This window comes from Methanohalophilus portucalensis (assembly GCF_002761295.1).
Taxonomy (GTDB): domain Archaea; phylum Halobacteriota; class Methanosarcinia; order Methanosarcinales; family Methanosarcinaceae; genus Methanohalophilus; species Methanohalophilus portucalensis.
On record NZ_CP017881.1, the window covers coordinates 2,015,265 to 2,036,500 of the forward strand.

At 46.1% G+C, this 21,236-nt stretch carries 18 protein-coding genes and 1 tRNA gene; 1 reads left to right on the forward strand and 18 read right to left on the reverse strand.

Annotated features, from left to right (window positions below):
* Positions 1 to 41: 41 nt before the first annotated feature.
* The 18 genes from BKM01_RS10375 to BKM01_RS10460 form a co-directional block, all read right to left on the reverse strand.
* Complete coding sequence (locus BKM01_RS10375) at positions 42 to 2,702, reverse strand: cation-translocating P-type ATPase (protein ID WP_072361857.1); 2,661 nt, start codon at positions 2,700 to 2,702, stop codon at positions 42 to 44.
* 73 nt (positions 2,703 to 2,775) lie between these two features.
* Positions 2,776 to 3,954, reverse strand: a complete 1,179-nt coding sequence (locus BKM01_RS10380) for a cation:proton antiporter (protein WP_327078539.1) — start codon at positions 3,952 to 3,954, stop codon at positions 2,776 to 2,778.
* Entirely contained in the window at positions 3,955 to 4,452 is a 498-nt protein-coding gene (locus BKM01_RS10385; protein ID WP_072362011.1) for a CBS domain-containing protein, read from the reverse strand.
* Positions 4,453 to 4,508: 56 nt separating this feature from the next.
* The gene (locus tag BKM01_RS10390; RefSeq protein ID WP_072361860.1) at positions 4,509 to 5,816 is read right to left on the reverse strand and encodes an energy-coupling factor ABC transporter ATP-binding protein; all 1,308 of its coding nucleotides are present in this window, start codon (positions 5,814 to 5,816) and stop codon (positions 4,509 to 4,511) included.
* Positions 5,810 to 6,601: a cobalt ECF transporter T component CbiQ gene (gene cbiQ, locus BKM01_RS10395; protein ID WP_072361862.1), complete on the reverse strand. Its 792-nt coding sequence runs from the start codon at positions 6,599 to 6,601 to the stop codon at positions 5,810 to 5,812. The genes BKM01_RS10390 and cbiQ overlap by 7 nt, the downstream gene beginning before the upstream one ends.
* Before the next feature lie 95 nt (positions 6,602 to 6,696).
* A complete protein-coding gene (locus BKM01_RS10400) occupies positions 6,697 to 6,990 on the reverse strand; it encodes an energy-coupling factor ABC transporter substrate-binding protein (protein WP_072361865.1) in 294 nt (97 codons plus the stop codon).
* A complete protein-coding gene (locus tag BKM01_RS10405; RefSeq protein WP_072361868.1) occupies positions 6,987 to 7,682 on the reverse strand; it encodes an energy-coupling factor ABC transporter permease in 696 nt (231 codons plus the stop codon). Before BKM01_RS10405 ends, BKM01_RS10400 begins: the two co-directional genes overlap by 4 nt.
* A gap of 195 nt (positions 7,683 to 7,877) precedes the next feature.
* Positions 7,878 to 8,459: a cobalt-precorrin-7 (C(5))-methyltransferase gene (locus BKM01_RS10410; protein ID WP_072361871.1), complete on the reverse strand. Its 582-nt coding sequence runs from the start codon at positions 8,457 to 8,459 to the stop codon at positions 7,878 to 7,880.
* Entirely contained in the window at positions 8,456 to 9,475 is a 1,020-nt protein-coding gene (locus BKM01_RS10415; protein WP_072361874.1) for a cobalt-precorrin-5B (C(1))-methyltransferase, read from the reverse strand. Before BKM01_RS10415 ends, BKM01_RS10410 begins: the two co-directional genes overlap by 4 nt.
* Before the next feature lie 37 nt (positions 9,476 to 9,512).
* Entirely contained in the window at positions 9,513 to 11,306 is a 1,794-nt protein-coding gene (gene mutL / locus BKM01_RS10420) for a DNA mismatch repair endonuclease MutL (RefSeq protein WP_072361877.1), read from the reverse strand.
* Positions 11,307 to 11,308: 2 nt separating this feature from the next.
* Entirely contained in the window at positions 11,309 to 13,954 is a 2,646-nt protein-coding gene (gene mutS / locus BKM01_RS10425) for a DNA mismatch repair protein MutS (protein ID WP_072361880.1), read from the reverse strand.
* Positions 13,955 to 13,991: 37 nt separating this feature from the next.
* Positions 13,992 to 14,777: an ABC transporter permease gene (locus BKM01_RS10430; RefSeq protein WP_072361882.1), complete on the reverse strand. Its 786-nt coding sequence runs from the start codon at positions 14,775 to 14,777 to the stop codon at positions 13,992 to 13,994.
* A complete protein-coding gene (locus tag BKM01_RS10435) occupies positions 14,774 to 15,631 on the reverse strand; it encodes an ABC transporter ATP-binding protein (protein WP_072361885.1) in 858 nt (285 codons plus the stop codon). The genes BKM01_RS10430 and BKM01_RS10435 overlap by 4 nt, the downstream gene beginning before the upstream one ends.
* Positions 15,632 to 15,733: 102 nt before the next feature.
* Positions 15,734 to 17,170, reverse strand: a complete 1,437-nt coding sequence (locus tag BKM01_RS10440; RefSeq protein ID WP_072361888.1) for a TrkH family potassium uptake protein — start codon at positions 17,168 to 17,170, stop codon at positions 15,734 to 15,736.
* Between the two features lie 9 nt (positions 17,171 to 17,179).
* Complete coding sequence (gene trkA, locus BKM01_RS10445) at positions 17,180 to 18,508, reverse strand: Trk system potassium transporter TrkA (RefSeq protein WP_072361891.1); 1,329 nt, start codon at positions 18,506 to 18,508, stop codon at positions 17,180 to 17,182.
* A gap of 186 nt (positions 18,509 to 18,694) precedes the next feature.
* A tRNA-Pro gene (locus BKM01_RS10450) sits at positions 18,695 to 18,772 on the reverse strand.
* 34 nt (positions 18,773 to 18,806) lie between these two features.
* Positions 18,807 to 19,535: a 3,4-dihydroxy-2-butanone-4-phosphate synthase gene (gene ribB, locus BKM01_RS10455; RefSeq protein WP_072361895.1), complete on the reverse strand. Its 729-nt coding sequence runs from the start codon at positions 19,533 to 19,535 to the stop codon at positions 18,807 to 18,809.
* Positions 19,536 to 19,551: 16 nt separating this feature from the next.
* A complete protein-coding gene (locus tag BKM01_RS10460) occupies positions 19,552 to 20,214 on the reverse strand; it encodes a winged helix-turn-helix domain-containing protein/riboflavin kinase (RefSeq protein WP_072361898.1) in 663 nt (220 codons plus the stop codon).
* 138 nt (positions 20,215 to 20,352) lie between these two features.
* Here BKM01_RS10460 and BKM01_RS10465 point away from each other — a divergent pair, with 138 nt between their 5' ends.
* Complete coding sequence (locus tag BKM01_RS10465; protein ID WP_072361901.1) at positions 20,353 to 21,234, forward strand: ion transporter; 882 nt, start codon at positions 20,353 to 20,355, stop codon at positions 21,232 to 21,234.
* Positions 21,235 to 21,236: the final 2 nt, after the last annotated feature.

The following is a 21,236-nucleotide window of genomic DNA, read 5'->3' on the forward strand; positions in this document are numbered from 1 at the left end:
AATATATTTACTCTATGTTGTGTAAACATATCTAAACCTTTTCACCCGTAATTCTTCCTGAACAATAACCCCTTCAAAACTTCCACAAATCCCAGTGTAACTGCCGCAAAGCCAAGAGGTAACAACCAGTCCTGCAGATCCATGGGCTGCAGGTCAAATACAGCAGCCAGGAAAGGCACATACATAACCACCAGTGTCAGGAGCAATGTGCTCAAAACGCCTGCAATGATCAACTTGTTCCTGAAACCGGTTTTCAGCACAGATACCTCAAGGGAGCGGAAAGCAAACGGCACAAACAGGATCATACTCACCACCGTAGCAAACGCGATTGTGCGTGCCCGCTCCAGGTCTGCGGTCGGGTCTGCAAACAAGAAGGAAACAAAGCAGGTAAGTCCCATCACACCGGCCACAGAACCCACAAGTACAAGTTTCCTGCCGGCCAGGATTCCTTCACCCACAGGTCGGGGTCTGCGGTGCATTACCTCCTCTCTTGCCGGATCAAGGCCCAGCGCAATTGAAGGCATGATCTCGCCGAACATATTGATAAAAAGGATCTGCAGGGCAAGCAGGGGGACCAGTTCATATCCCAGCAGGGAGATACCCAGCATGATCAATATTATCTCATTGAAATTACGTGAGACCAGGTAACTTGTAAATTTCTCAATATTATCATAAATGGTCCTGCCTCTCTTGATAGCCTCCACAATAGTAGCAAAATTATCATCCTGCAGCACCATATCACTGGATTGGCGGGCCACATCTGTTCCTTTAAGCCCCATCGACACACCAATATCAGCCCTTTTAAGCGCGGGAGCATCATTCACCCCGTCCCCTGTCATGGCAACAACATGTCCCTCTGCCTGCAGGGCTTTAACGATCCTCAATTTCTGCTCTGGCATAACCCTGGCATACACATGAATATGATCCGCAATCTTTGCAAAGGCTTCATCACTCAAACCGGCCAGTTCGTCTCCCGTAATCGCCCCGTCAGCCAGTATACCATCAGGATCTGAAATATTATCAGGCTGCTCCACAGGAATTCCCAGTTTGTCAGAGATAGCCAGGGCGGTTTTTACGTTATCCCCGGTAATCATCACCACTTTGATACCCGCCTGGTGACACAAACCGATAGCCTCGGTAACACCTTCCCTTACCGGATCGGTCATTGCCATCAGGCCCAGGAAAGTCATCCCCTCTTCCAGATCAGTTTCATCCCACTTATCCCCCACATCCTTGCGGGCAATTGCAATCACCCTATAGGCTCCGGAGGCAAGCCTGCTGTTTTCCTCCAGAATGGTCTTCCTGGTGGTCTGGTCAAGTTGCACCCGCTCATTATCTTTAAGAATGTGATCACAGCGCTCCAGCACAACCTCCACAGCCCCCTTGGTAAAGGAAATCGATCCCTCTTTTTCCCAATGGACTGTAGTCATCATTTTTCTATCTGAGGTGAAAAGGATCTCATGCAATCTTTCATGATCATCGGCAAACTTCTCCCTGCGAATACCCGCCTTTGAGGCAGCCGCCAACAGGGCCAGTTCTGTGGGATCTCCCACCACATCCTCTGAATTGTCGTTTTGATTCAGGGATGCATTGTTGCAAAGGGCTGCCCCCTTCAACAGGATTTCCAGTGTGGAATCTTTGGGATTGAAATTATTCCCGTCAAGCACAAATTCCCCTTCATCTCCATAACCCGAACCCGTAACCTCGAACAACCCTTCCATGGTCCAAATCTTTTCAACCGTCATCTCATTACGGGTCAGTGTCCCGGTCTTATCCGTACATATCACCGAGGTCGAACCCAGGGTTTCTACTGCAAGCATCTTGCGGATGATAGCGTTTTTGGCAGCCATGCGGCGCATCCCGTAGGCCAAAGTGATCGTCAGGGTCAGAGGAAGGCCTTCAGGCACCGCGGCCACTGCCAGTGCCAGGGCAATAATCAGCATCTCCTCGACAGGAGCACCGGCAAAAATACCCAGCCCCAAAGCCATCCCCGATGCCAGCAAGGCAACAACTGCCAGTTTTTTGGAAAATGCCGAGATCTCCTTTTGCAGGGGAGTTACTTCCTTTGCAGGTTGAATCAGGGAAGCGATTGACCCCAGTTCCGTATCCATACCCGTAGCCATCACCACAGCCCTGCATTTACCTCTGACAACCTGGGTTGCGGCATAAAGAGGCTCGTTCAAGTTTTTCTCCACAGGCAAACTTTCCCCGGTCAATGCGGATTCATCCACCTTAAGTTCCTGCAATTCAAAGACACAGGCATCTGCAGGTATACTGTCACCGGCTTCCAGTACCAGAATATCCCCTGTAACAACTTCCCGTGTCGCAACCTGGCGCAGGGTACCTTCACGTAAAACAGTGGTCTTTGGCCTCACAATCCCCTTGAGGGATTCCATGGCCTTTTCAGCCCTGTATTCCTGCACAAAACCCAGCAGGATTACAAAAATAATAAGCCCTAAAATAACCCAGAAATTTACCACTTCATCTATATACAGGGAGATCAGGGCCGCTGCAGCCAGCACCCATACAATAACATTACCCAGCTGGCCAATGAAGATCTTAAGCGGAGTGGTTTTTTCCGTCTCTTCCAGCTCATTATACCCTTGGCTTTGGAGTTTGGCAGAAACTTCATCTCTTCCAAGCCCTTCAGAATCTGCGATATTCTCGGGCAATTGCATACAACCCTGCTCTGATAATTTCATTACCTGCCAGCTCCCCACTTAACTTTGACACATACTTATTAAATCTTTATTGCAGTGAAATACAATTCCGGCTTCAACTTGCAGGGGCAGAGGAGTTTTTATGCTTGTCCTTTTGTATTGCAAATTTGAGCACAATAGGTGAGATAATAATAGAAACTACTACCATCAGGACCACGGCTGAAAAGATTTCTTCTCCTATTATTCCCATATCCCTGCCAATGGAGATCACCACAAGTTCCACACCCGCCCTGGGCATGACCCCTGAGCCAAATATGAAACTCTCATAGGAATCAAAACCAATAGCTCTGGCACCCACAAAACCCCCTATAAGTTTACCCAGCAGGGCCAGGACCACAACCAGAATGGTGAAAGAGCCCAGGGTATTCAGGGCTTCCAGTTCCACAGCCATACCTATATGAGCAAAAAAGATAGGCACAAGTATACCATAAGCCAGACCCGATACCTTGCTCTGTATATCATTTATTTTTGCAACCGCTACATTGGAAAGCATCACACCCCCGATAAAGGCCCCAATGACCGCATCAAGCTCCATTATCTCTGCAAAATATGCCGAAAACAGGGCAATCAGGACCACCGCAGCGAATATGGATTCCTTTGAGTGCATCTTCTGCACGTAATTAAAAATGTAAGGGAAAACCCGGTAACCCAGTATCACCATGATCCCAACGAAAAACACTAGTTTTCCCAGCAGGAGCATAAACTGAGTGGCAGTAGGGAATGCATTGTACTTTCCTACAGTAACTACTATGGATAACAGGAAAATACCTATAATGTCATCGAAGATCGCCGAGGTTAGCATCATGGAGCCGGGTTTACTGGACAGGTAACCCATATCAAGCAATGTTTTTACCACAACTCCTATACTGGTAGGACTGAAAGCCACGGCCAGAAAGAGGCTTTCCACAAAATCAAACCCAAAAAACCTGCCCAGTGCAAAACCTGCAATAAAGGCAGCAGCTATCTGGAAAAAAGTTGCAACAATTGCCTTTTTTGATGAAGCTTTCAGGTCTTCAATATGTACTTCCTTATACCCTGCGGTAAACAGAAGGAAAATAGCTCCCAGTTCCGCAACAGAAGCAATTGTTTCGGTTTCTTCCACTATCAGCAGGCCAAGCAGCAATCCGGCAAGGATTTCTCCAAGTATACCGGGCATACCCACTCTCTCGGAAACCTCGGACAACAACCTGGCAACCAGTAGAATGACAAGGATCTGGAACAGAAACTCCATCATTCAACCCCTTGAACTGTAAATCGCCTGAATGACATCCGATTTACAAACAATTCCCACAAGTTTTTTCTCATCAACCACACAAAAGTGCTCTACCTTGTGTTTTATCATTGTTTCTGCTATTTCACACAGGGTCGTGTCGGAAGTTATGGTTATGGGATGGGGTATCATGATCCCGCGGGCTGATTGACTGAGGGACCTGACAGCCATAAGATGAGTATGGTCAAGTCGCGATACACGTCTTGTAAGTAATAATTGGAGAATTGTATTCTGATCGATTATACCCAGCAGATCACCGTTTTCGTCTACAACCGGGTAGGTATGGAAATGTTCTTTATTGAACAGGTCGAAGATTTTCTCTATAGGAGCCTCACCTTTTATGGTGATCGGATCAGTTATCATTATATCCCTGACAAGAACCTCATTGCATTTCTCTTCAAGGTCTAACCCCTCCTCTTCTGAGAAAGCCTGCCTGCCACTGGACTCCCCTTCTGCGGTCATATGCATCCCGTATGCAATATCTTCTTTCTTCCTACAAAAGATATTGCTTTGGAAAATCAATTCCCATTTAGGACCCTGACATTCAGGGCTATGCCACTTCTGTCAATATATTCATTGATCCTTTTCATCGAATGAGGGATCATACCCCCGCTTGTCAATATCATACACCTTTTGCCGCACAGAGCCATCAGGATAGTGCGATCGATAACCCCGGTTGATATATCGACACATAACGAGTTCTTCTCAGCCATAAGTTTGCTCTTTTTCCCCATGGCACCCACAATATCAATATTCTCTTTTTCCAGAAATTCGTCAAAACCAGCCGGATCGAACCTATCCATATCATAGATCAGGATTCCCCCGGCTTTTATACCATGCCTTGTAAGTTCCACAATCGCCCAGCCACCATCATGGATATGCAAAACACGGGCATTGACCGCTTCATAAGGACAGTGCAGCGCATATTCACCATGCAGTACACCCAGATTCAATATGTCGCCTTCCCGGGTTTCCGGAGGCACTTCCACCCACATCAATTCCGGTGGTTTGAGAGTATCCACGATTTCCGGCACGGTCCTGGGCTGCCTGTTGCCATGGGCAAGCCCTCGCCTTTCAATCTCCTTATATATATCAAAGGTCACCGGCCGTTTCAGGTGGGCCTGTCGCAGCAGTTCATCATCCTGGAATACTTCATCCGGGGTACCTTCCCCTATAACCTCCCCGTCCACCATGAAGAAAACATAATCCGCCCAGCTGTAGGCCAGATCAACATCATGGGTGGAAATGATCAGGCTGGTACCCATATGATTGAGTTCGTGCAGTACATCCAGAAGTTCATCCGCCCCTACAGGGTCCAGGCTTGCCAGTGGTTCATCCAGTATGATAGCCAGGGGATCCATTGCCACAATTCCCGCAATAGCAACCCTCTTTTTCTGGCCGCCACTCAAATGATGCGGAGGTTTATCCTTTAGTCCGCTCAGGCCGAAATATTCCAGGGTCCCGTTTACCTTCTTTTCAATCTCTGCCTTACTGTAGCCAAGATTGACCGGCCCAAAAGCCACGTCCTGATAGACTGTAGGTGCAAATACCTGATCATCGGAATTCTGGAAAACAATACCAATGTTTTTTCTTATTTCCCTTAAGGACGCCTGATCGTAAGCCAGTTCCTTACCATCATAAAATATCCTGCCTTCAGCAGGCTTGAGAGTACCGTTAAGTAACAAAAATAAAGTGGATTTACCCGATCCGTTTTTTCCTACAAAAGCAATTCTTTTGCCCTTTCTCAATTTGATGTCCACACCTTTGACAGCACTGGTCCCGTCAGGATAGGAATATTTCAGTCCGCGTGTTTCAAGTATTACCATAAACTAGCCTCCAGCATACCATTAGAAACGTACCATACCCCCACGATTGTAACCATGTAACCCAGACTCAATGCAACTTCTGAAAATTTCACCGGTCTTTTTTCCTCAAAGATCATCATTTTCCCGTCATAACAGCGGGCATTCATTGCCACAAAAGTTTTTTCTCCCTGCTCCCAGGACCTCAAAAAAAGTGTCGAACAGAGCATGGCCATGGAATTCAGGGATGTCCTCAGATCATGATAACCCAGCCTTACTGTCTGGGCATGCTTGATGCACCAGGCAACATCCAGAAACACAAAGATGTACCTGTACATCATCATTGACAGTTCAATGAAAGAATCAGGCAATCTCGTTTTTTTAAGTACCGAAAAAAGCTCCACCATGGGGGTTGTCAGCGCCAGGAAGAACAGACAGCACATTCCTCCCAGGGTCCTGGAAAATACCAAGAAAGCCATTGACAGCCCACCGGTATTCACACCCAGACGATAGTCCAGCACATTGAAACCAAAAAGTTCAGGTCCACCCCCAAAAAAGAAGGCAATAATGATTACACTAAACACAACGAAAACTGCAGGTCCCATCAGGAGCTTCAGGTAGAATTTCGGAGGTACTCTCCCAAAAATAAGCGTTGCCAGTGACATACAGATGGCTATAGAAAAAGGCACAAGCGGAGCTTGTGAAGATATACCCATAAGAATCCCAAAACCAACAACCCCAATTTTTAGCCAGTTATTGGTATAACGCAGGGGGCTGAGCAGTGCATAATCATCAAGCATCTTGGTCATAATGAAAATTTCCGTATGTGAATTGTAGTGCGCAAAATTGATTTTTAGGTATTAATATATGTCGTCAAAAAAAAGGAAAGGAGGTAAAAGGCAAATCAGTCAGAGCGACCTTTACCCTTATAGTAACCAAAGAAGTATCCTATCACAACTGCCCCAATGGCTGCCTGCAGTGCGAACAGGAGACTTTCTGTTTCCCCGCCCGGAGGCTCAAAACCCATGTTACCGACCCAGGGCTCATAACCACCTGTTACATCAGTGATCACTCCTTCGGCAGCACCGTCTGCACCCCCGAACTCGGAACCCGGGTTTGCAGCCATCCCGTAGAAGAAGGATGCCACAAAGAATATAGCGATCACCGCAAATATGATCTCACCTTTGCCGATCTTCATGCAGAAATCCCCCTGATCTTGTTAACAGTTTCCTGAGAGATTACTTTCAATTCCACAAGGGCATCGCTCTTGACCTGTATAATATACTTGAATATCAATGCAGTCAAAGCACCTTCCATGATCGCCAGTGGTACCTGAGTGGTGGCAAATATCGCCAAAAAGGCCTGAAGAGATCCCAAAAATCCGCCAGCCTGTGACGGGAACGCTAGGGCAAGCTGGGTGGACGTTACCACATAAGTAATCCAATCCGCAAAGGTGGCCGCAATGAAAACCACCACATAGAAATTGATATTGGCCTTCATACCTGCTTTATAGATCAAATATGCAAATAGCGGACCTATAATACCCATTGAAGCCACATTTGCACCCAGAGTTGTCAATCCGCCATGGGCCAGGAAAAGAGCCTGATACAACAGTACGATTACACCCATTACTGCTGTGACTGCCGGGCCAAACATTATGGCGGCCATTCCCGTTCCCGTGGGATGGGAGGAACTACCCGTTACAGATGGTAACTTCAGGGAGGACAGGACGAATATGAACGCCCCTGCTACTGCAAGTAAAGGCAGCAGATCACGTCTTTCAGAGACCAGTTTATTGAGGCGATACATACCAAACATTATAACCGGAATAGAGAATACAAACCATAATTGCCACCAGGGGGAGGGCAAAAATCCTTCGAATATGTGCATACTATATCACTCCTAATTGCAACATTTTACAAGTAAACTTAACTAAACAACATGATAGTTGATAGATTCCATAGAGAATTTATTGTATAAATATCTTGTCACTTAGTAAACCAAACTTGATTACAAGATAAAACAAATGCCTGCCAATTAGTTAATATTTTTGAACAATAAAAATAAAACAAAATTGCTGGATTCTTATCTGACAACCAGCAAACAGTGAAGAGCCGATTGAGCTAGCGGAGGATTGTCAACTGTGCCCTCAATTATACTTTCCTCAGGATAACCCAGTTTTTCACAGACGTATATCCTTGCCTGCACTTCCATTTCCTCTAGAATTTCGGCAACTTCCACTGACCCGAAAGTCTCGGCAGGAAGCAGGAGGACATTCTTCCCCAGTTTAATTTCGGTAACAAAAGCCTCTCTTGCAGGACGGGGATCCCTGCCATGAGCAGTAATCACCGCCAACCCGTTCATAGTCGTTTTCGTCCTGGCACAGGCAACATGCATCGAGGATATACCCGGAATTATACTGTCCCCTTCTCCGGCAAACTTGCCCAGGCCAGAAAACATGGGATCTCCGGTGGAAAGCACTACAGCATCTTCGCCCAGCAGGTGCAGGTTCTTATAATCCTTTATTTTCATTGACTCTCCCTTTATATAGGGACCGGCGAGCTCAAGAGATCGCGGAGAACCATACACCTCACCCGCATTTTCGATTGTCTCGATAGCCTGCTCTGTGAGCATTCCAGGCCCCACTCCTACACCCACAACTATCATTTCTTTTCCCCGCTATCCATAAGCACAGTACCGTCACGCTCAACGATCACAACACGGGCACCCTTTGCCTTTTCCACGGTTTTTTCAAAAGCCCTGCTCAGGTGCTGCCCTTCAGGTTCCATTTCCACCATTTCGGCAACCGTAGCAAAACCCGTACCCTCAAGTACATCCGGGTCACCCCATTTGATGATAAGCCCGGGCAGGCCACAGATTATGACATCGCCTGTGGCAGCCTCGAGTGCCTCTGAGATACGGCTGCCTGCAAGTACAACCGTGTAATCGGGAAACAGCATTGTAGAATAACGAATACCTATACGGCCGGTGGTAAGGACAACTTTATCGGAACAACGAATCAGGTCTCCTTTCATTTCCCCGAGATGGTCATTCCAGGGTTCTACAAACCCCGTGGTACCCAGAATAGAAATGCCTTCCTCCACACCGATAGTGGAATTAAGGGTCTGTCGTGCTATTTCTTCCCCTCTGGGGAGGGATATTTCCACTTCCGCACCCTTAAGACCCAGTTGTTCAACAGCTTCAAAAACGGCCATCTTAATCTGTTGCAGGGGTTTGGGATTGATTGCAGGATGACCTTTTTTAGCCTGCAGGCCTCCGCGTGTCACTGTGCCTATACCCTCACCGGCATTAATTATAATTGAATCTGCTTCACGGGCATCCCCTACAAACTCAAGCCCCCGGGTAATATCGGACTCGTGGTCATTATTGACCTTGGTCACCATCGCATAGCCAGTGTCCGTTTCCTTCACATCAATATAGGCACGCAGGCCCACAGGAGTTGGTATTGAAACAGTCCTAACCTTCTCTTGCAGGGAAAGCACAGCCGCTTTGGCAGCTGCAGCCGCGGTTGTCCCGGTGGTATAACCTCTCTTGAGAACTGAACCATCACTTAAAACTACGAGCCTTCCGTTCTTTATACCCTCCACGAGTTCCTCACGTGGCATGGCTGCCTTGTCAAGCCACTCTTCGGGAATTTTGGATTTATTCACAGGATCGATCATTGTCATTTACTCCATCTGAAAAGTTATAAAATTAGCGTCATACACCCGTGCGCTTGAACAGCTTATCCAGTTCTGCTTTGCCCAGGGTTATCATTGTGGGTCTGCCATGGGGACATGTATAGGGATTCTCGGTCTTTTCAAGCTGGTCCAGCAAATTTTGCATCTGTTCCATATTACAGGACGCCCCTGCCTTAATGGCACTCCTGCAGGCCATTGTCTTGCATAACATGTCTTCCATACCCTTCTTCTCCTTTACCCTGCCCTGGGCAAAGAGATCGGCCAGTAGGTCGTACACAACCGAAGGGTCCTCTATCTTTCCCATCACGGTGGGAACGGTGGTTATCACATAGGTCTGCGTACCAAATTCTGACAGGGAAAATCCTAAGTTTTCCAGATAGGGTATGTACTCTTCCAGTAACACTTTTTCCCTGGTGGTCAGATCAACTGTCACAGGAGAGATCAGTTCCTGCCAGTCGTGTTTTACTTTCCTGGATATCTGTTCATACATTATCCGTTCATGTGCAGCATGCTGGTCTATAAGCAAAATTCCCTCATCGGTCTCAGCCACTATATATAGGTCATTGACCTGCCCCAGGATACGTGCATCTGACACACCCGATCCCACCCTTTCAGGTTGAGCTTTTTCTTCTGCCATAGCCCTTTCTGAGCTTTTGAGCCGGCGCTGGGTATCTCTGGGAGGGGCAGTGTAATTCGAGGTATTTTCCCGGATAACAGGAGATTCAGAAGATACAGGTTCCTTTGAAGTTGGTTTCTCAGGAGATGCCAGGGATGACTGCATGGTCATTGTACGGGACGGTTTTACCTCGGGTACCAGTTTCTCCTGTTTGAGGGCCTGCTCAACAGCCGCCGTGATACCATCCATAATTTCATTTTCCCTGCTCAGCCTGACATAACGTTTTGCCGGATGGACATTGACATCCACCTCCTCCAGATTGATCTTCACATTAAGTACTGCGGCAGGATAGCGACCTTTGGCCAGCATGGTGTAATATCCCAGCCTCACGGCATTACTGATAGCAGGGGACGATATATTCCTTCCATTAATGAAAAAATAATTCATTTCCCGATTGCTGCGGTAATATCCCGGTTTTGAGATATAGCCCCAAAGGGATAACAGGCCATCCTCGTATTCCAGGGGTATCAACTGTCTTGCAACATCTGCTCCCAGCACCTGTACCATCCTGTCGAATAGTTCACCTTTGCCGCAACGCAGCACCACCTTTCCCTCATTTAACAAAGTAAAGGCAACCCCTGGGTTACCAAGTGCCTGACGGGTTACGGTATCAGTTATATGGGAAAGTTCGGTCCTTTTGCTCTTGAGATACTTACGCCTGGCAGGTGTATTATAGAATAGATCCCGTACCTCTACACGTGTACCCACCGAAGATCCGGTCTCTGTTGCCTCCCCAACCAGACCTCCTTCCACTCCGATTTTTACAGCCGAAAGGCAATCCGCGGTTCTGCTGATAAGTTCTACTCTGGAAACAGCCGCAATCGAGGAGAGTGCCTCCCCCCTGAAGCCCAGGGTAATTATCCTGTGGAGGTCATCCTTGCTTTCAATCTTGCTTGTGGAATGCTTGGTAAAGGCCAGCGGAACTTCATCCCGGCCTATTCCGCTGCCGTCATCTATCACAGTGATATTCTTTGATCCAGCCCCCTCTATTTCCACTCGAATATCCGATGCTCCTGAATCCAGAGAGTTATCTATCAACTCCTTGACAACAGAAGCAGGTCTTTCTATGACCTCTCCTGCAGCAATCTGGTTGATTGTGGCCTCATCAAGTAAATGGATATGCTCCGGCTTTTCCATAATCAACTCTCCTTCAGTTTTTTCTGTATATCATGCAGCCTGTTCAGGGCTTCCAGGGGGGTGAGGTTATTGATATCCAGGTCCCTTATTTCCTCTGCAACCGGATCAAAATCCTTCTCACCGTTATTTTCCGGATCTACCAGCAAAAGCTGGGTATATTTGGCACCACTCTTGCGTTTTCTGGAACCTTCACTTTCCCTGCTGATCACACTCTCACTTTCAATATCTTCCAGAATTGACTGCGCCCTTTTGGTTACCTTATGGGGAACACCGGCAAGCCTGGCTACATGAATACCATAACTTTTGTCAGTGGCACCGGGCACGATCTTGCGCAGGAAGACAAGATCGTCTCCGTCCTCCTTGACCGCTATATGATAATTCTTAACCCTCTTGAGCGATTCAGCGATCTCTGTCAGCTGGTGATAATGGGTCGCAAAAAGGGAGCGGACACCCTGGCGGCCCTTGTTATGGATATACTCCACAACCGCCTTGGCTATACTGTATCCGTCATAGGTACTGGTCCCCCTGCCGATCTCATCCAGCAGCACCAGGCTTTTCGGAGTGGAATTATTCAGGATATTGGCAAGTTCCACCATTTCCACCATGAAGGTACTCTGTCCGCTTGCCAGGTCATCAAAAGCCCCCACACGGGTGAATATCCTGTCCACGATACCCACCGATGCATGGGTAGCAGGTACAAAGGATCCCGCCTGGGCCATTATGACAATCAGGGCAACCTGTCTCATGTAGGTGGATTTACCCGCCATATTGGGGCCCGTTATAAGGAGGAACTGCTCATCAGAACAATCCATTTCCACATCATTGGGCACAAATCCTCCCTCAACTGAGTTTTCCACAACAGGATGCCTGCCTTCCCGTATCAGTATCCTGCAGTCATCGGTAATGGAAGGACGCACATAATTATTGTTCACCGCAACCTCTGCCAGAGAGGCCAAAACGTCCAGCTCTCCAAGCAAGACTGCCATCTCCTGCAACTGTTTCGAATGACTTGCTACCACCGAAATTACTTCATTGAATAGTTCATATTCCAATGCCACCCTTTTCTCATCAGCAGACAGGATTTTGCCTTCCCAGTCCTTAAGCTGGGGGGTGTAAAATCGCTCGGCATTGGTCATGGTCTGTTTGCGGATGTAATCATCAGGCACCTGGGAAATATTGGGCTTGGTAACCTCCAGATAATAACCTATCACCTTGTTGTAGCCTACTTTAAGGGATTTGATCCCGGTCCTGTCCCTCTCCTTCTGCTGGAATGAGGCAATCCAGGATTTGGCATTACTGGAAATTTCCTTCAGTTCATCCAGTTCCTCACTGTAGCCGGGTTTGATCAGCCCGCCTTCCCGTACAGAAAGAGGTGGCTCTTCCACGATAGCCCGCTCGATCAGATTAGTGAGAGTATCGATTTCCCTGAAATCTTCCATTCCCTGCACTATCCGGGCAAGCATTGCCTTATGTTCCCCTTCCAAGGTTTCCAGGAGAGAGGGCACCGACTGCAGGGATTTTTTGAGAGCAACAAGGTCTCTGGCATTGGAATTACCATAAACCACCCTGCCCACAAGTCTCTCCACATCCTTTACATAGGAGAGATGGGAGCGCACATCAAATCTCAACAGGGTGTTATCAGACAATTCTTCCACGGCATCCAGCCGTTTATTTATATGGAAGACATCAAGGAGGGGTTTGAGGATCCATTTTTGAAGCAGACGGCTGCCCATAGGTGTTTTGGTATCATCCAGTACCTGGAGAATCGTAGTATCCTTTCCCTCTCCCCGCACATTTCTCACAACTTCCAGATTACGCAGTGTAATGGAATCCAGTATCATGAATTCGGATGATGAATAGGTATGGAGGGATTGGACATGATTTAATTCACGCATCTGGGTTTCCAGGGCATATTCCAGGGCACAGCTGGCCGCCATTTTTGCAAAGGCAAGCCCGGCACAACCCATGCCTTCCAGGGTGGAGACACCCAGATGTTCACATAGATGCCTGTCCGCAGATTCCGGGTCTGTGGAAGCAGCATCAAATTCATTGGTGGAAAGCTTCAACTCTGCCAACCTGCTTTGTAATTCCTCATTTTCACTTAACTGGGGAAGGATAATACATTCGGCAGGTCGCATTCGTGCCACCTCTCCCGCAATTCCGTCAAAAGGAGGTTGATCGTTGATCTGGGTAGTCAGGAATTCTCCTGTGGATACATCCAAAAAGGCCACACCAAAATCCTGACCCCTGCCGGCAATTGCCATCAGGTAATTGTTCGAGGGATCAGAAAGCATGGAAGGATCGATAACAGTACCGGGGGTTACCACCCTTACCACTCCCCGTTTGACAACTCCTTTAGCCTTTTTGGGATCTTCCAGCTGCTCACATACTGCTACCTTGTAGCCTTTCCTGACCAGTCTGGGAAGATAATTATCCACCGCATGATAGGGAATTCCTGCCAGGGGCATTTTTTCCCCCTCTTTTCCCTTCCCGCGGGTGGTGAGAGTTATGTCAAGTTCCTGTGCGATGGTCTTTGCATCTTCCCCGAAGGATTCATAGAAATCCCCCATACGGAAAAATATCAGCGAATCGGGATGTTGCTCCTTGGCAGCATAATACTGTTGCATCGCAGGTGTAATCTTGCTCATTGGTAATCTATCCGGCAAACGTGTAATTCTTGGTCTATCACACTATAAGCCTCTTTTTCATAAGGTTTATTGACAGCAGGAAAACCAGCAGGGTTGCCCCAAGCATCCAGGCAATGTTCAGTAGCAGGGAAGCCTCTATAATTCCACCCATCAGTGACCTGACAACGATCACTATATGTGCCAGGGGCAGGATTGCCAGGGCTATGTACTGTACAGTTTCCGGTAGCAGGGATAGCGGGAAAAAGGTACCGCTGAACAGGAACATGGGGGTTATCAGCAGGATGGAAGGGTAGGTCAGGGAATTGATATTGGGAGTGATTGCCGTAAAACACATGGCAATACAGGAAAACATCAATCCTGCCAGAAAGGCAAAGGGGATTACCAGCAGGGAATGCGGATAGACAGCCAGGCCAAAAATTGACAGGATCGGCAGGATAATACTGGCATTGATCACACCCCGCGTCGCTCCCCATAGTAATTCTCCTGCTATGACTTCATCTATGTTCAGGGGAGTTGCAATAATGGCATCAAAGGTTTTCTGGTAATACATTCGCACATAGGAGCCGAAGGTACATTCATAAAAACCGGCAAACATCATTGAAACCGATATCAGAGCAGGGGCAATGAACTTTGTATAGGGTACACCTTCGATTTCATTGATGTAGTTACCCAATCCAAATCCCAGGGCAAACAGGTACAGGATAGGTTCCACCAGGGGTGGGAGGAAGTTCACCGTCAAAGTGGTCATGAACACATCCCGGTTGCGCATCCAGACTTTCAGGACACGCGGGGTAATATCCGGCAGGGCAAAATACGACATCATTCCCGCAACTTCCTCCCTGTAAGTTTAAGGAACACGTCCTCCAGTGTTGCAGCCCTTGCGGTAATCTTACCCAGCCTGCATTCACTAAAAAGATGTTCAGTAATGTCATGAGGGTCATTGGTATAAATCTGGACCATATCCCCTGCCTGTTCATACCTTGCCTTGCTGTTTTCAAGACAGGCTATTACTTCAGGGGTATTTTCAGCTTCTACTATATCCGTACCGATATACTCCTTTATTATCGATGACGGGCTACCTTCCACAAGAATATTGCCATAATCCATTATAACCAGCCTGTCACACAGCTGGGCGGCCTCTTCCAGGTAATGGGTGGTCATTACAATGGTAACTCCCTCTTTTTTGAGACTGCGCAGTTTATCCCACATTACATGCCTGGACTGTGGATCCAGGCCCACTGTGGGTTCATCCAGGATCAGTAACCGGGGTTCATTCACAAGCGCCCTGGCAAGAATAAGGCGCCGTTTCATACCACCGGAAAGAAGATCGGTCATTGTATCCTTCTTTTCATTGAGCTGCACAAAATCCAGTAATTCATTAATCCTTTTTTCGGCTTTTCTTTTGGGGATATCAAAGTAACGTGAATATACATAGAGATTCTTGTAAACGGAAAAATCGATATCGAGATTGTTTTCCTGAGGTACAACTCCCATTAAGTTTTTAATTTTGCGCTGGTCACGTGTTACATCCATATCGAAGACTTTGAGACTGCCTCCGCTGGGAGGAGATACACATTGTATAATCCGCATTGCAGTAGTCTTGCCGGCTCCGTTGGGTCCCAGAAAACCGAACAGCTCACCTTTATTTACCTCAAAACTGACATCATCAACAGCCACAAAAGTTCCAAAATTCTTGTGTAAATTTTTCGCAACGATTACAGGTTCAATAGGCCATCACCACATCATCCATTATCAACTGAAATAGGGTTTATTAATATTTCATTTTTTCCAGAAAGCAGAAGTAAGCATTACCATCACTGTAAATACTTCCAATCTGCCAATCCACATATTCAACACAAGCAATAATTTACCCATAAACGGCAACAGGTTATAATTTGCCATCGGTCCAAAAAGATTGAAAGCCGGTCCAATGTTACCCAGTGTTGCTATGGATGCACTCAATGAACTAAAAACATCCATTCCCATCATCGTAAGCAAACCAGAGCTTATGAAAAAAAGGATGAAATAAATTATAACAAACGATACAATGGAATGCATTACATCATCAGATACTGCTTTTCCATTGAAACGAATAATACGCACAGCTTTAGGGTGAACAGCTTTGAATAGCTCCCTGTTTGCATACCTTAAAAGAAGCAGGATACGCACAATCTTAATCCCACCGCCGGTTGAGCCGGCACATCCCCCAAAAAACATCACTATAAATAGAAGCATCCTGCCTGAATCTGCCCATTGATTAAAATCAACAGTTGCGTACCCGGTAGTTGTTAAAATAGATAATACCTGAAATACAGAATACCTGAAAGAAGTACCCAGATCATAGACATGATCTTTGAAAAGAAGAAGGGTAAGACTTAGAGTTGCAATTGCAATAATTAAAGTATAGAATTTGAATTCGTCATCTTTTAAAAGACTACCTTTATCCACATAGAACATTCTGTAATGCAATGCAAAATTTGCACCTGCAAGGAACATAAAGAAACATATTATACCTTCCACAACAGGACTGTTAAAAGCAGCTATGCTATCTGCATAAGGGGAAAAACCCCCACATGCCATGGTGGTAAAAGTGTGAGTGATAGCATCATACAGGTTTAGTCCGGCAAGATAGAGTGCTACACATTCTACAACGGAAATAGCCACATATACCATCCATAGGATCTTTGCGGTCTCTCTAATGCGAGGACGCAATTTGTCCTCCTGGGGACCAGGTACTTCAGCTCTGAACATCTGCCGACCGGCAATACCCAATTTGGGCAGAATGGCTATAAACAGCATAATTATACCCATTCCACCAAGCCACTGGGTCATGGATCTCCAGAATAAAAGGCCTCTGCTATGACTCTCAATATCCACCATCACCGTAGCTCCGGTCGTAGTAAACCCGGACATGGATTCAAAAAAAGCATTTATTGGAGTCATTCCTTCAAGAACAAAGGGTATTGCACCGAAAATTGCTGCTGCAAGCCATCCAAAAGCAACAATCATGAAACCTTCCTTAAGATCCCAATCTTCTTTTGCAGGCTCTATCCTGAAAGCAAATATCGTGCCTGCTACCATTGTTATCGTAAAAGCTATAGCGAATGTCTGGGGAGATTCACTATAATACATACTTACAAAAAGGGGTATGAGCATCAGTAATCCAAGAAGCCATAGTAAAGTACCCAGAACACCCATCACAACTTTGAATTTCATGCAAACACCTTATTTGAACAGTTTTTCTACATCTGGAAGTACAGAAGGTATAGAAAATACAAGAATATGATCACCTTCTTTTACCTTGTAATTTCCACGGGGAACAATAGTTGAGTCGTCATTGATAACCATACTTGCAATTGAACCCTCCGGGAAGTTCACATTTTTGAGAAACTTGCCATTTATTTTTGATTTTTTAGAAACTGTGTACTCCACAATTTCAGCCTTATCTCCTTCAATGGTTGTCAGGGCCTCTATTCCTGTACCCATCGTGAGTTTGAGCACTTCATTAATCGTTGCTTCCCTGGGACTTACAGCACGATCTACACCAACCATTTCAAATAAAGGTACATAATCAAAATGGTCCGCTCTTACTATCACCTTTTTTGCACCCATTTGTTTGGCCAAAAGAGAGCAGAGCAGATTTTTTTCATCACTGTTTGTAACAGATATTACCACATCCATTTCCCCTACACCCTCCTCCTTGAGGAGATTAAGATCAGAACCATCGCCCCACAATACAAGCGTTTTTTTGAGGTTATCAGCTACCATTTCAGATCGGTATCTGTCTTTTTCTATAATCTTTATTTTCATATCAGTCGTTTCAAGCAACTGTGCCAGATAAAGTCCAACGATTCCGCCACCAATAATCATAGCAGTATTTTTTTTGATCTTTCCAAAAAAGGAAGATATATCTTTCATTGCGGATTTTTCACCGATAATGACAATGTGGTCTTCTGCGCGGATAAGATCGTCACCATGGGGAATAATAATTTGTGAGCCCCTGAAAAGGGCGCTCACAATACAGCAGCCAAATAAGCCTATATCACGGATGTGTTTATCCACAAGATGGCTGTCTTCTTTGACAACAAATTCCATCATTTTTATTTTTCCATCGGCAAATGACTCCGAATCAATCGCAGAAGGTATAGAAAGAATATCAGCAATCTCCGATGCAAGTGCAAGTTCAGGACATATCATTACATCGATACCAACCTGGGTACGTTTGGCTACCGGCCTGTCTATATAATCAGGATTACTGACCCGGGCCATGGTTTTAAAGGTCTTACTGGATTGCTTTATCAATTTAGTTGCCATACAGGCGACAATATTTACCTCATCATCACCTGTTAAAGCCAGAAGAAGATCGGCATCGATCAAAACTTTTTCAAGAATTGTAGCGTTTGCACCATTTCCCATGATTACCTGAACGTCAAGCTCATCCACTCTCTGACAGGCATCTTCATCCTCATCGATGACAACAATATCATTTTCCAGATACAATGATTTTGCTATATGATAGCCAACTTCACCTGCACCTATGATGACTATTTTCATCCATATTCCTCATAAAATTACACTATACAAAGCAAATTCATATCCCTACTATTAAGATCACTCATATTAATCTTTGTTAGCTTACCATTCTTCCTGTGTGGATTTGGAATTCTGTAAGGATTAATATAGGGAAAATGGACAAAGCCACAGAAATATCATTTAATATTTAAAAAAGGAGTTGATGTATGGTGGGACCGCGGAGATTTGAACTCCAGTCGCAAGACCCCCAGCCTTGCAGGATGGACCAGGCTACCCTACGGTCCCACGAGGATTGGTTCTAATAGGAACTTTCCCTATATCACTTTTTCTGCCGGGTTACCCATTCTTTATAGACCTTTGTGATCTGGGCACCTTCCAGAAAAACACATCCATGCAACTGGGCATAGGTTCTGGCATCCTCTTTTGAAAGGGCTTTGCCGTTGGTATCATCCAGCATTTCACAGACTACCATTACAGGGGTTATACCGGCCATCTGTGCAAGAGCAACCGACAGCTCGGTCTGGCCCCGACGGTTTTCTACAAGCCCTTCAGCTGCCCGTAGCAATGCAACATGGCCCGGCGCACGGAACTCTTCTCCAAAAACAACGGTTTCCCCGTTTCTACCCTTTTCAGAAATCTCAGCCAGCTTGTTGATTGTCAGGGCACGATCATTATCAGGAATGCCGGTACGTGTGTCCCTGTGATTGACCCAGATGGAAAAGGAAGAACGACTATCATATGCCAGATCACCGGCCTGCTCCACAGTATTACCAATTGCAGGCCATCTGCCTGCCCCCTCTGCCAGCAAATCCGCCATGAAAGGCAGACCCAGCGTCGTACAGACCTCATCGGCCAAGGCAGTGCATATCAACCCTCCACCATCGCGACGCATCCAGCGTACATCATCAGGAGTAATAGCCGAAGCCGCAATCACAAAATCCGTCTCCCCTTCCCGGCTGTCCGAATCAAATATAAATACCATTTCTCCCCGCTCAACCGCCTCAACGCCCTTTTTCACTTCGGGATCTGAAAATTTAAAATTGTCCATACTAAATTACCTCCAATCAATAATCAACAGTAACCTCTACCTCATCTCCGTCCTTCAAATCAAGCTCATCACGCAATTTCACGGGGGAGATTATCTCCAGCAGATCAGCCGGATAATGGGTCCTGTCTGGAACCACAACTGCTGCCTCAAAACCCTCAACTTTCACACAAAAACAATGACATGCACCGAAAGTACGCTCCCCGCTTGTGAAACCGGAGATAGGAATCACAGCACTTTCTGCAAGTTTATCCCTGAACTTCAGGCTAAGGTCATCCAGATGCACATTGAGAGTCCCAGGGTAAGGAGCAAAACCGAGTTTGTCCCCGAACTGGCGCTGGTAGCCTTCCTGGCCAATATAGTAGTGACCTTCACCAAGCCCGCTTACAATATGTCCCCGCAGATAAATCGGGTTTTTCTCAACGATTTCGGTGAATATATGCCTGTAATCTTCGTATTCCTTTTTCAACAATTGCCGGCCAGTTTTCGAGAGCAGTACTTCCTGTCCACCAGGCACAATACGCCTCTCAATATAGCCTTCATCTTCCAGGGATTTGAGAATCCTGGCTGAAGTCTTGGAACTGGTCGCCATGTATTCGGCAAACTCAGCTGAGGATAGTTTAACCGGATGATTCAATCCGCCTAGGAGGCCCAGTTCTTTCAGTGCTGGAATTAGATGCATGTGAAATACTCCATCTCAAAATTGAGACGTATCTCATATCTGGCTGATCGTTAATAAATGTTCGGCTGGCAACAGAGTAAATTATAACCATCGGGAAGACCATGAGAATTTAGGGAGAAGAATGTCCAGAGGATAGCCATGAAAAAATACAACCCATATGAGAACAGGCCCTCTCATACAGGCTGGAGAAGAGACCTGTATGATATAATCTTCGAGGCTGATACACCTCTTGGAAAGGCCTTCGATATAGCACTTATAGTTGCCATCCTGGGAAGTGTTGCAATTGTAATGTTGGACAGTGTGCAATCCATAAGCACCGTCCATCACCATAGCCTTTACATGCTGGAATGGAATTTCACCATTCTGTTCACCATAGAATATATCCTGCGGCTTATTTGTGTCAGAGACAAAAAAAAGTATGCTACCAGTTTTTTTGGTATAATAGATCTGCTGGCAATACTGCCTACTTACCTTATAGTGATCCTGCCCGGCGGACAATACCTTCTTGTGGTACGTATCCTGAGACTGTTGCGGATATTCAGGATACTTAAGCTCGTGCAATATCTCTCGGAAACCGAACTTTTGCTCAGGGCCCTTAAGGAGAGTCAGCGCAAGATTACGATATTTTTGTTTACAATCCTGAATCTTGTCGTGATACTGGGTTCTGTGATGTATGTTGTTGAAAGCTCCAATCCACAATTTTCCAGTATACCCGAGAGTATTTTCTGGGGCATCGTCACCATAACAACGGTAGGTTACGGGGATATTATACCCACCACATTCCTGGGAAAGACCATCGCTTCACTGGTAATGATCATCGGTTATTCTATCATCGCTGTACCTACAGGGATAATCACACAATCTATAATACGAGTTTCCAACGAGGAAGATAAAGCAAAAATCGTAGAACAGACAAAAGGAAATATGTTTTCAAAAAAATGTCCGGGTTGTGCTTTTCAGGGACATGATCTGGATGCTGCCTACTGTAAACGTTGTGGGGAGAGACTTGAGGAGGAATGAAA

What these genes read in the sequence shown, in the direction of transcription:
- BKM01_RS10375 (WP_072361857.1), bottom strand. Translation starts at nt 2,702, where the DNA reads ATGAAATTATCAGAGCAGGGTTGTATGCAATTGCCCGAGAATATCGCA.
- BKM01_RS10380 (WP_327078539.1), bottom strand. Translation starts at nt 3,954, where the DNA reads ATGATGGAGTTTCTGTTCCAGATCCTTGTCATTCTACTGGTTGCCAGG.
- BKM01_RS10385 (WP_072362011.1), bottom strand. Translation starts at nt 4,452, where the DNA reads ATGACCGCAGAAGGGGAGTCCAGTGGCAGGCAGGCTTTCTCAGAAGAG.
- BKM01_RS10390 (WP_072361860.1), bottom strand. Translation starts at nt 5,816, where the DNA reads ATGGTAATACTTGAAACACGCGGACTGAAATATTCCTATCCTGACGGG.
- cbiQ (WP_072361862.1), bottom strand. Translation starts at nt 6,601, where the DNA reads ATGACCAAGATGCTTGATGATTATGCACTGCTCAGCCCCCTGCGTTAT.
- BKM01_RS10400 (WP_072361865.1), bottom strand. Translation starts at nt 6,990, where the DNA reads ATGAAGATCGGCAAAGGTGAGATCATATTTGCGGTGATCGCTATATTC.
- BKM01_RS10405 (WP_072361868.1), bottom strand. Translation starts at nt 7,682, where the DNA reads ATGCACATATTCGAAGGATTTTTGCCCTCCCCCTGGTGGCAATTATGG.
- BKM01_RS10410 (WP_072361871.1), bottom strand. Translation starts at nt 8,459, where the DNA reads ATGATAGTTGTGGGTGTAGGAGTGGGGCCTGGAATGCTCACAGAGCAG.
- BKM01_RS10415 (WP_072361874.1), bottom strand. Translation starts at nt 9,475, where the DNA reads ATGATCGATCCTGTGAATAAATCCAAAATTCCCGAAGAGTGGCTTGAC.
- mutL (WP_072361877.1), bottom strand. Translation starts at nt 11,306, where the DNA reads ATGGAAAAGCCGGAGCATATCCATTTACTTGATGAGGCCACAATCAAC.
- mutS (WP_072361880.1), bottom strand. Translation starts at nt 13,954, where the DNA reads ATGAGCAAGATTACACCTGCGATGCAACAGTATTATGCTGCCAAGGAG.
- BKM01_RS10430 (WP_072361882.1), bottom strand. Translation starts at nt 14,777, where the DNA reads ATGATGTCGTATTTTGCCCTGCCGGATATTACCCCGCGTGTCCTGAAA.
- BKM01_RS10440 (WP_072361888.1), bottom strand. Translation starts at nt 17,170, where the DNA reads ATGAAATTCAAAGTTGTGATGGGTGTTCTGGGTACTTTACTATGGCTT.
- trkA (WP_072361891.1), bottom strand. Translation starts at nt 18,508, where the DNA reads ATGAAAATAGTCATCATAGGTGCAGGTGAAGTTGGCTATCATATAGCA.
- ribB (WP_072361895.1), bottom strand. Translation starts at nt 19,535, where the DNA reads ATGGACAATTTTAAATTTTCAGATCCCGAAGTGAAAAAGGGCGTTGAG.
- BKM01_RS10460 (WP_072361898.1), bottom strand. Translation starts at nt 20,214, where the DNA reads ATGCATCTAATTCCAGCACTGAAAGAACTGGGCCTCCTAGGCGGATTG.
- BKM01_RS10465 (WP_072361901.1), top strand. Translation starts at nt 20,353, where the DNA reads ATGAAAAAATACAACCCATATGAGAACAGGCCCTCTCATACAGGCTGG.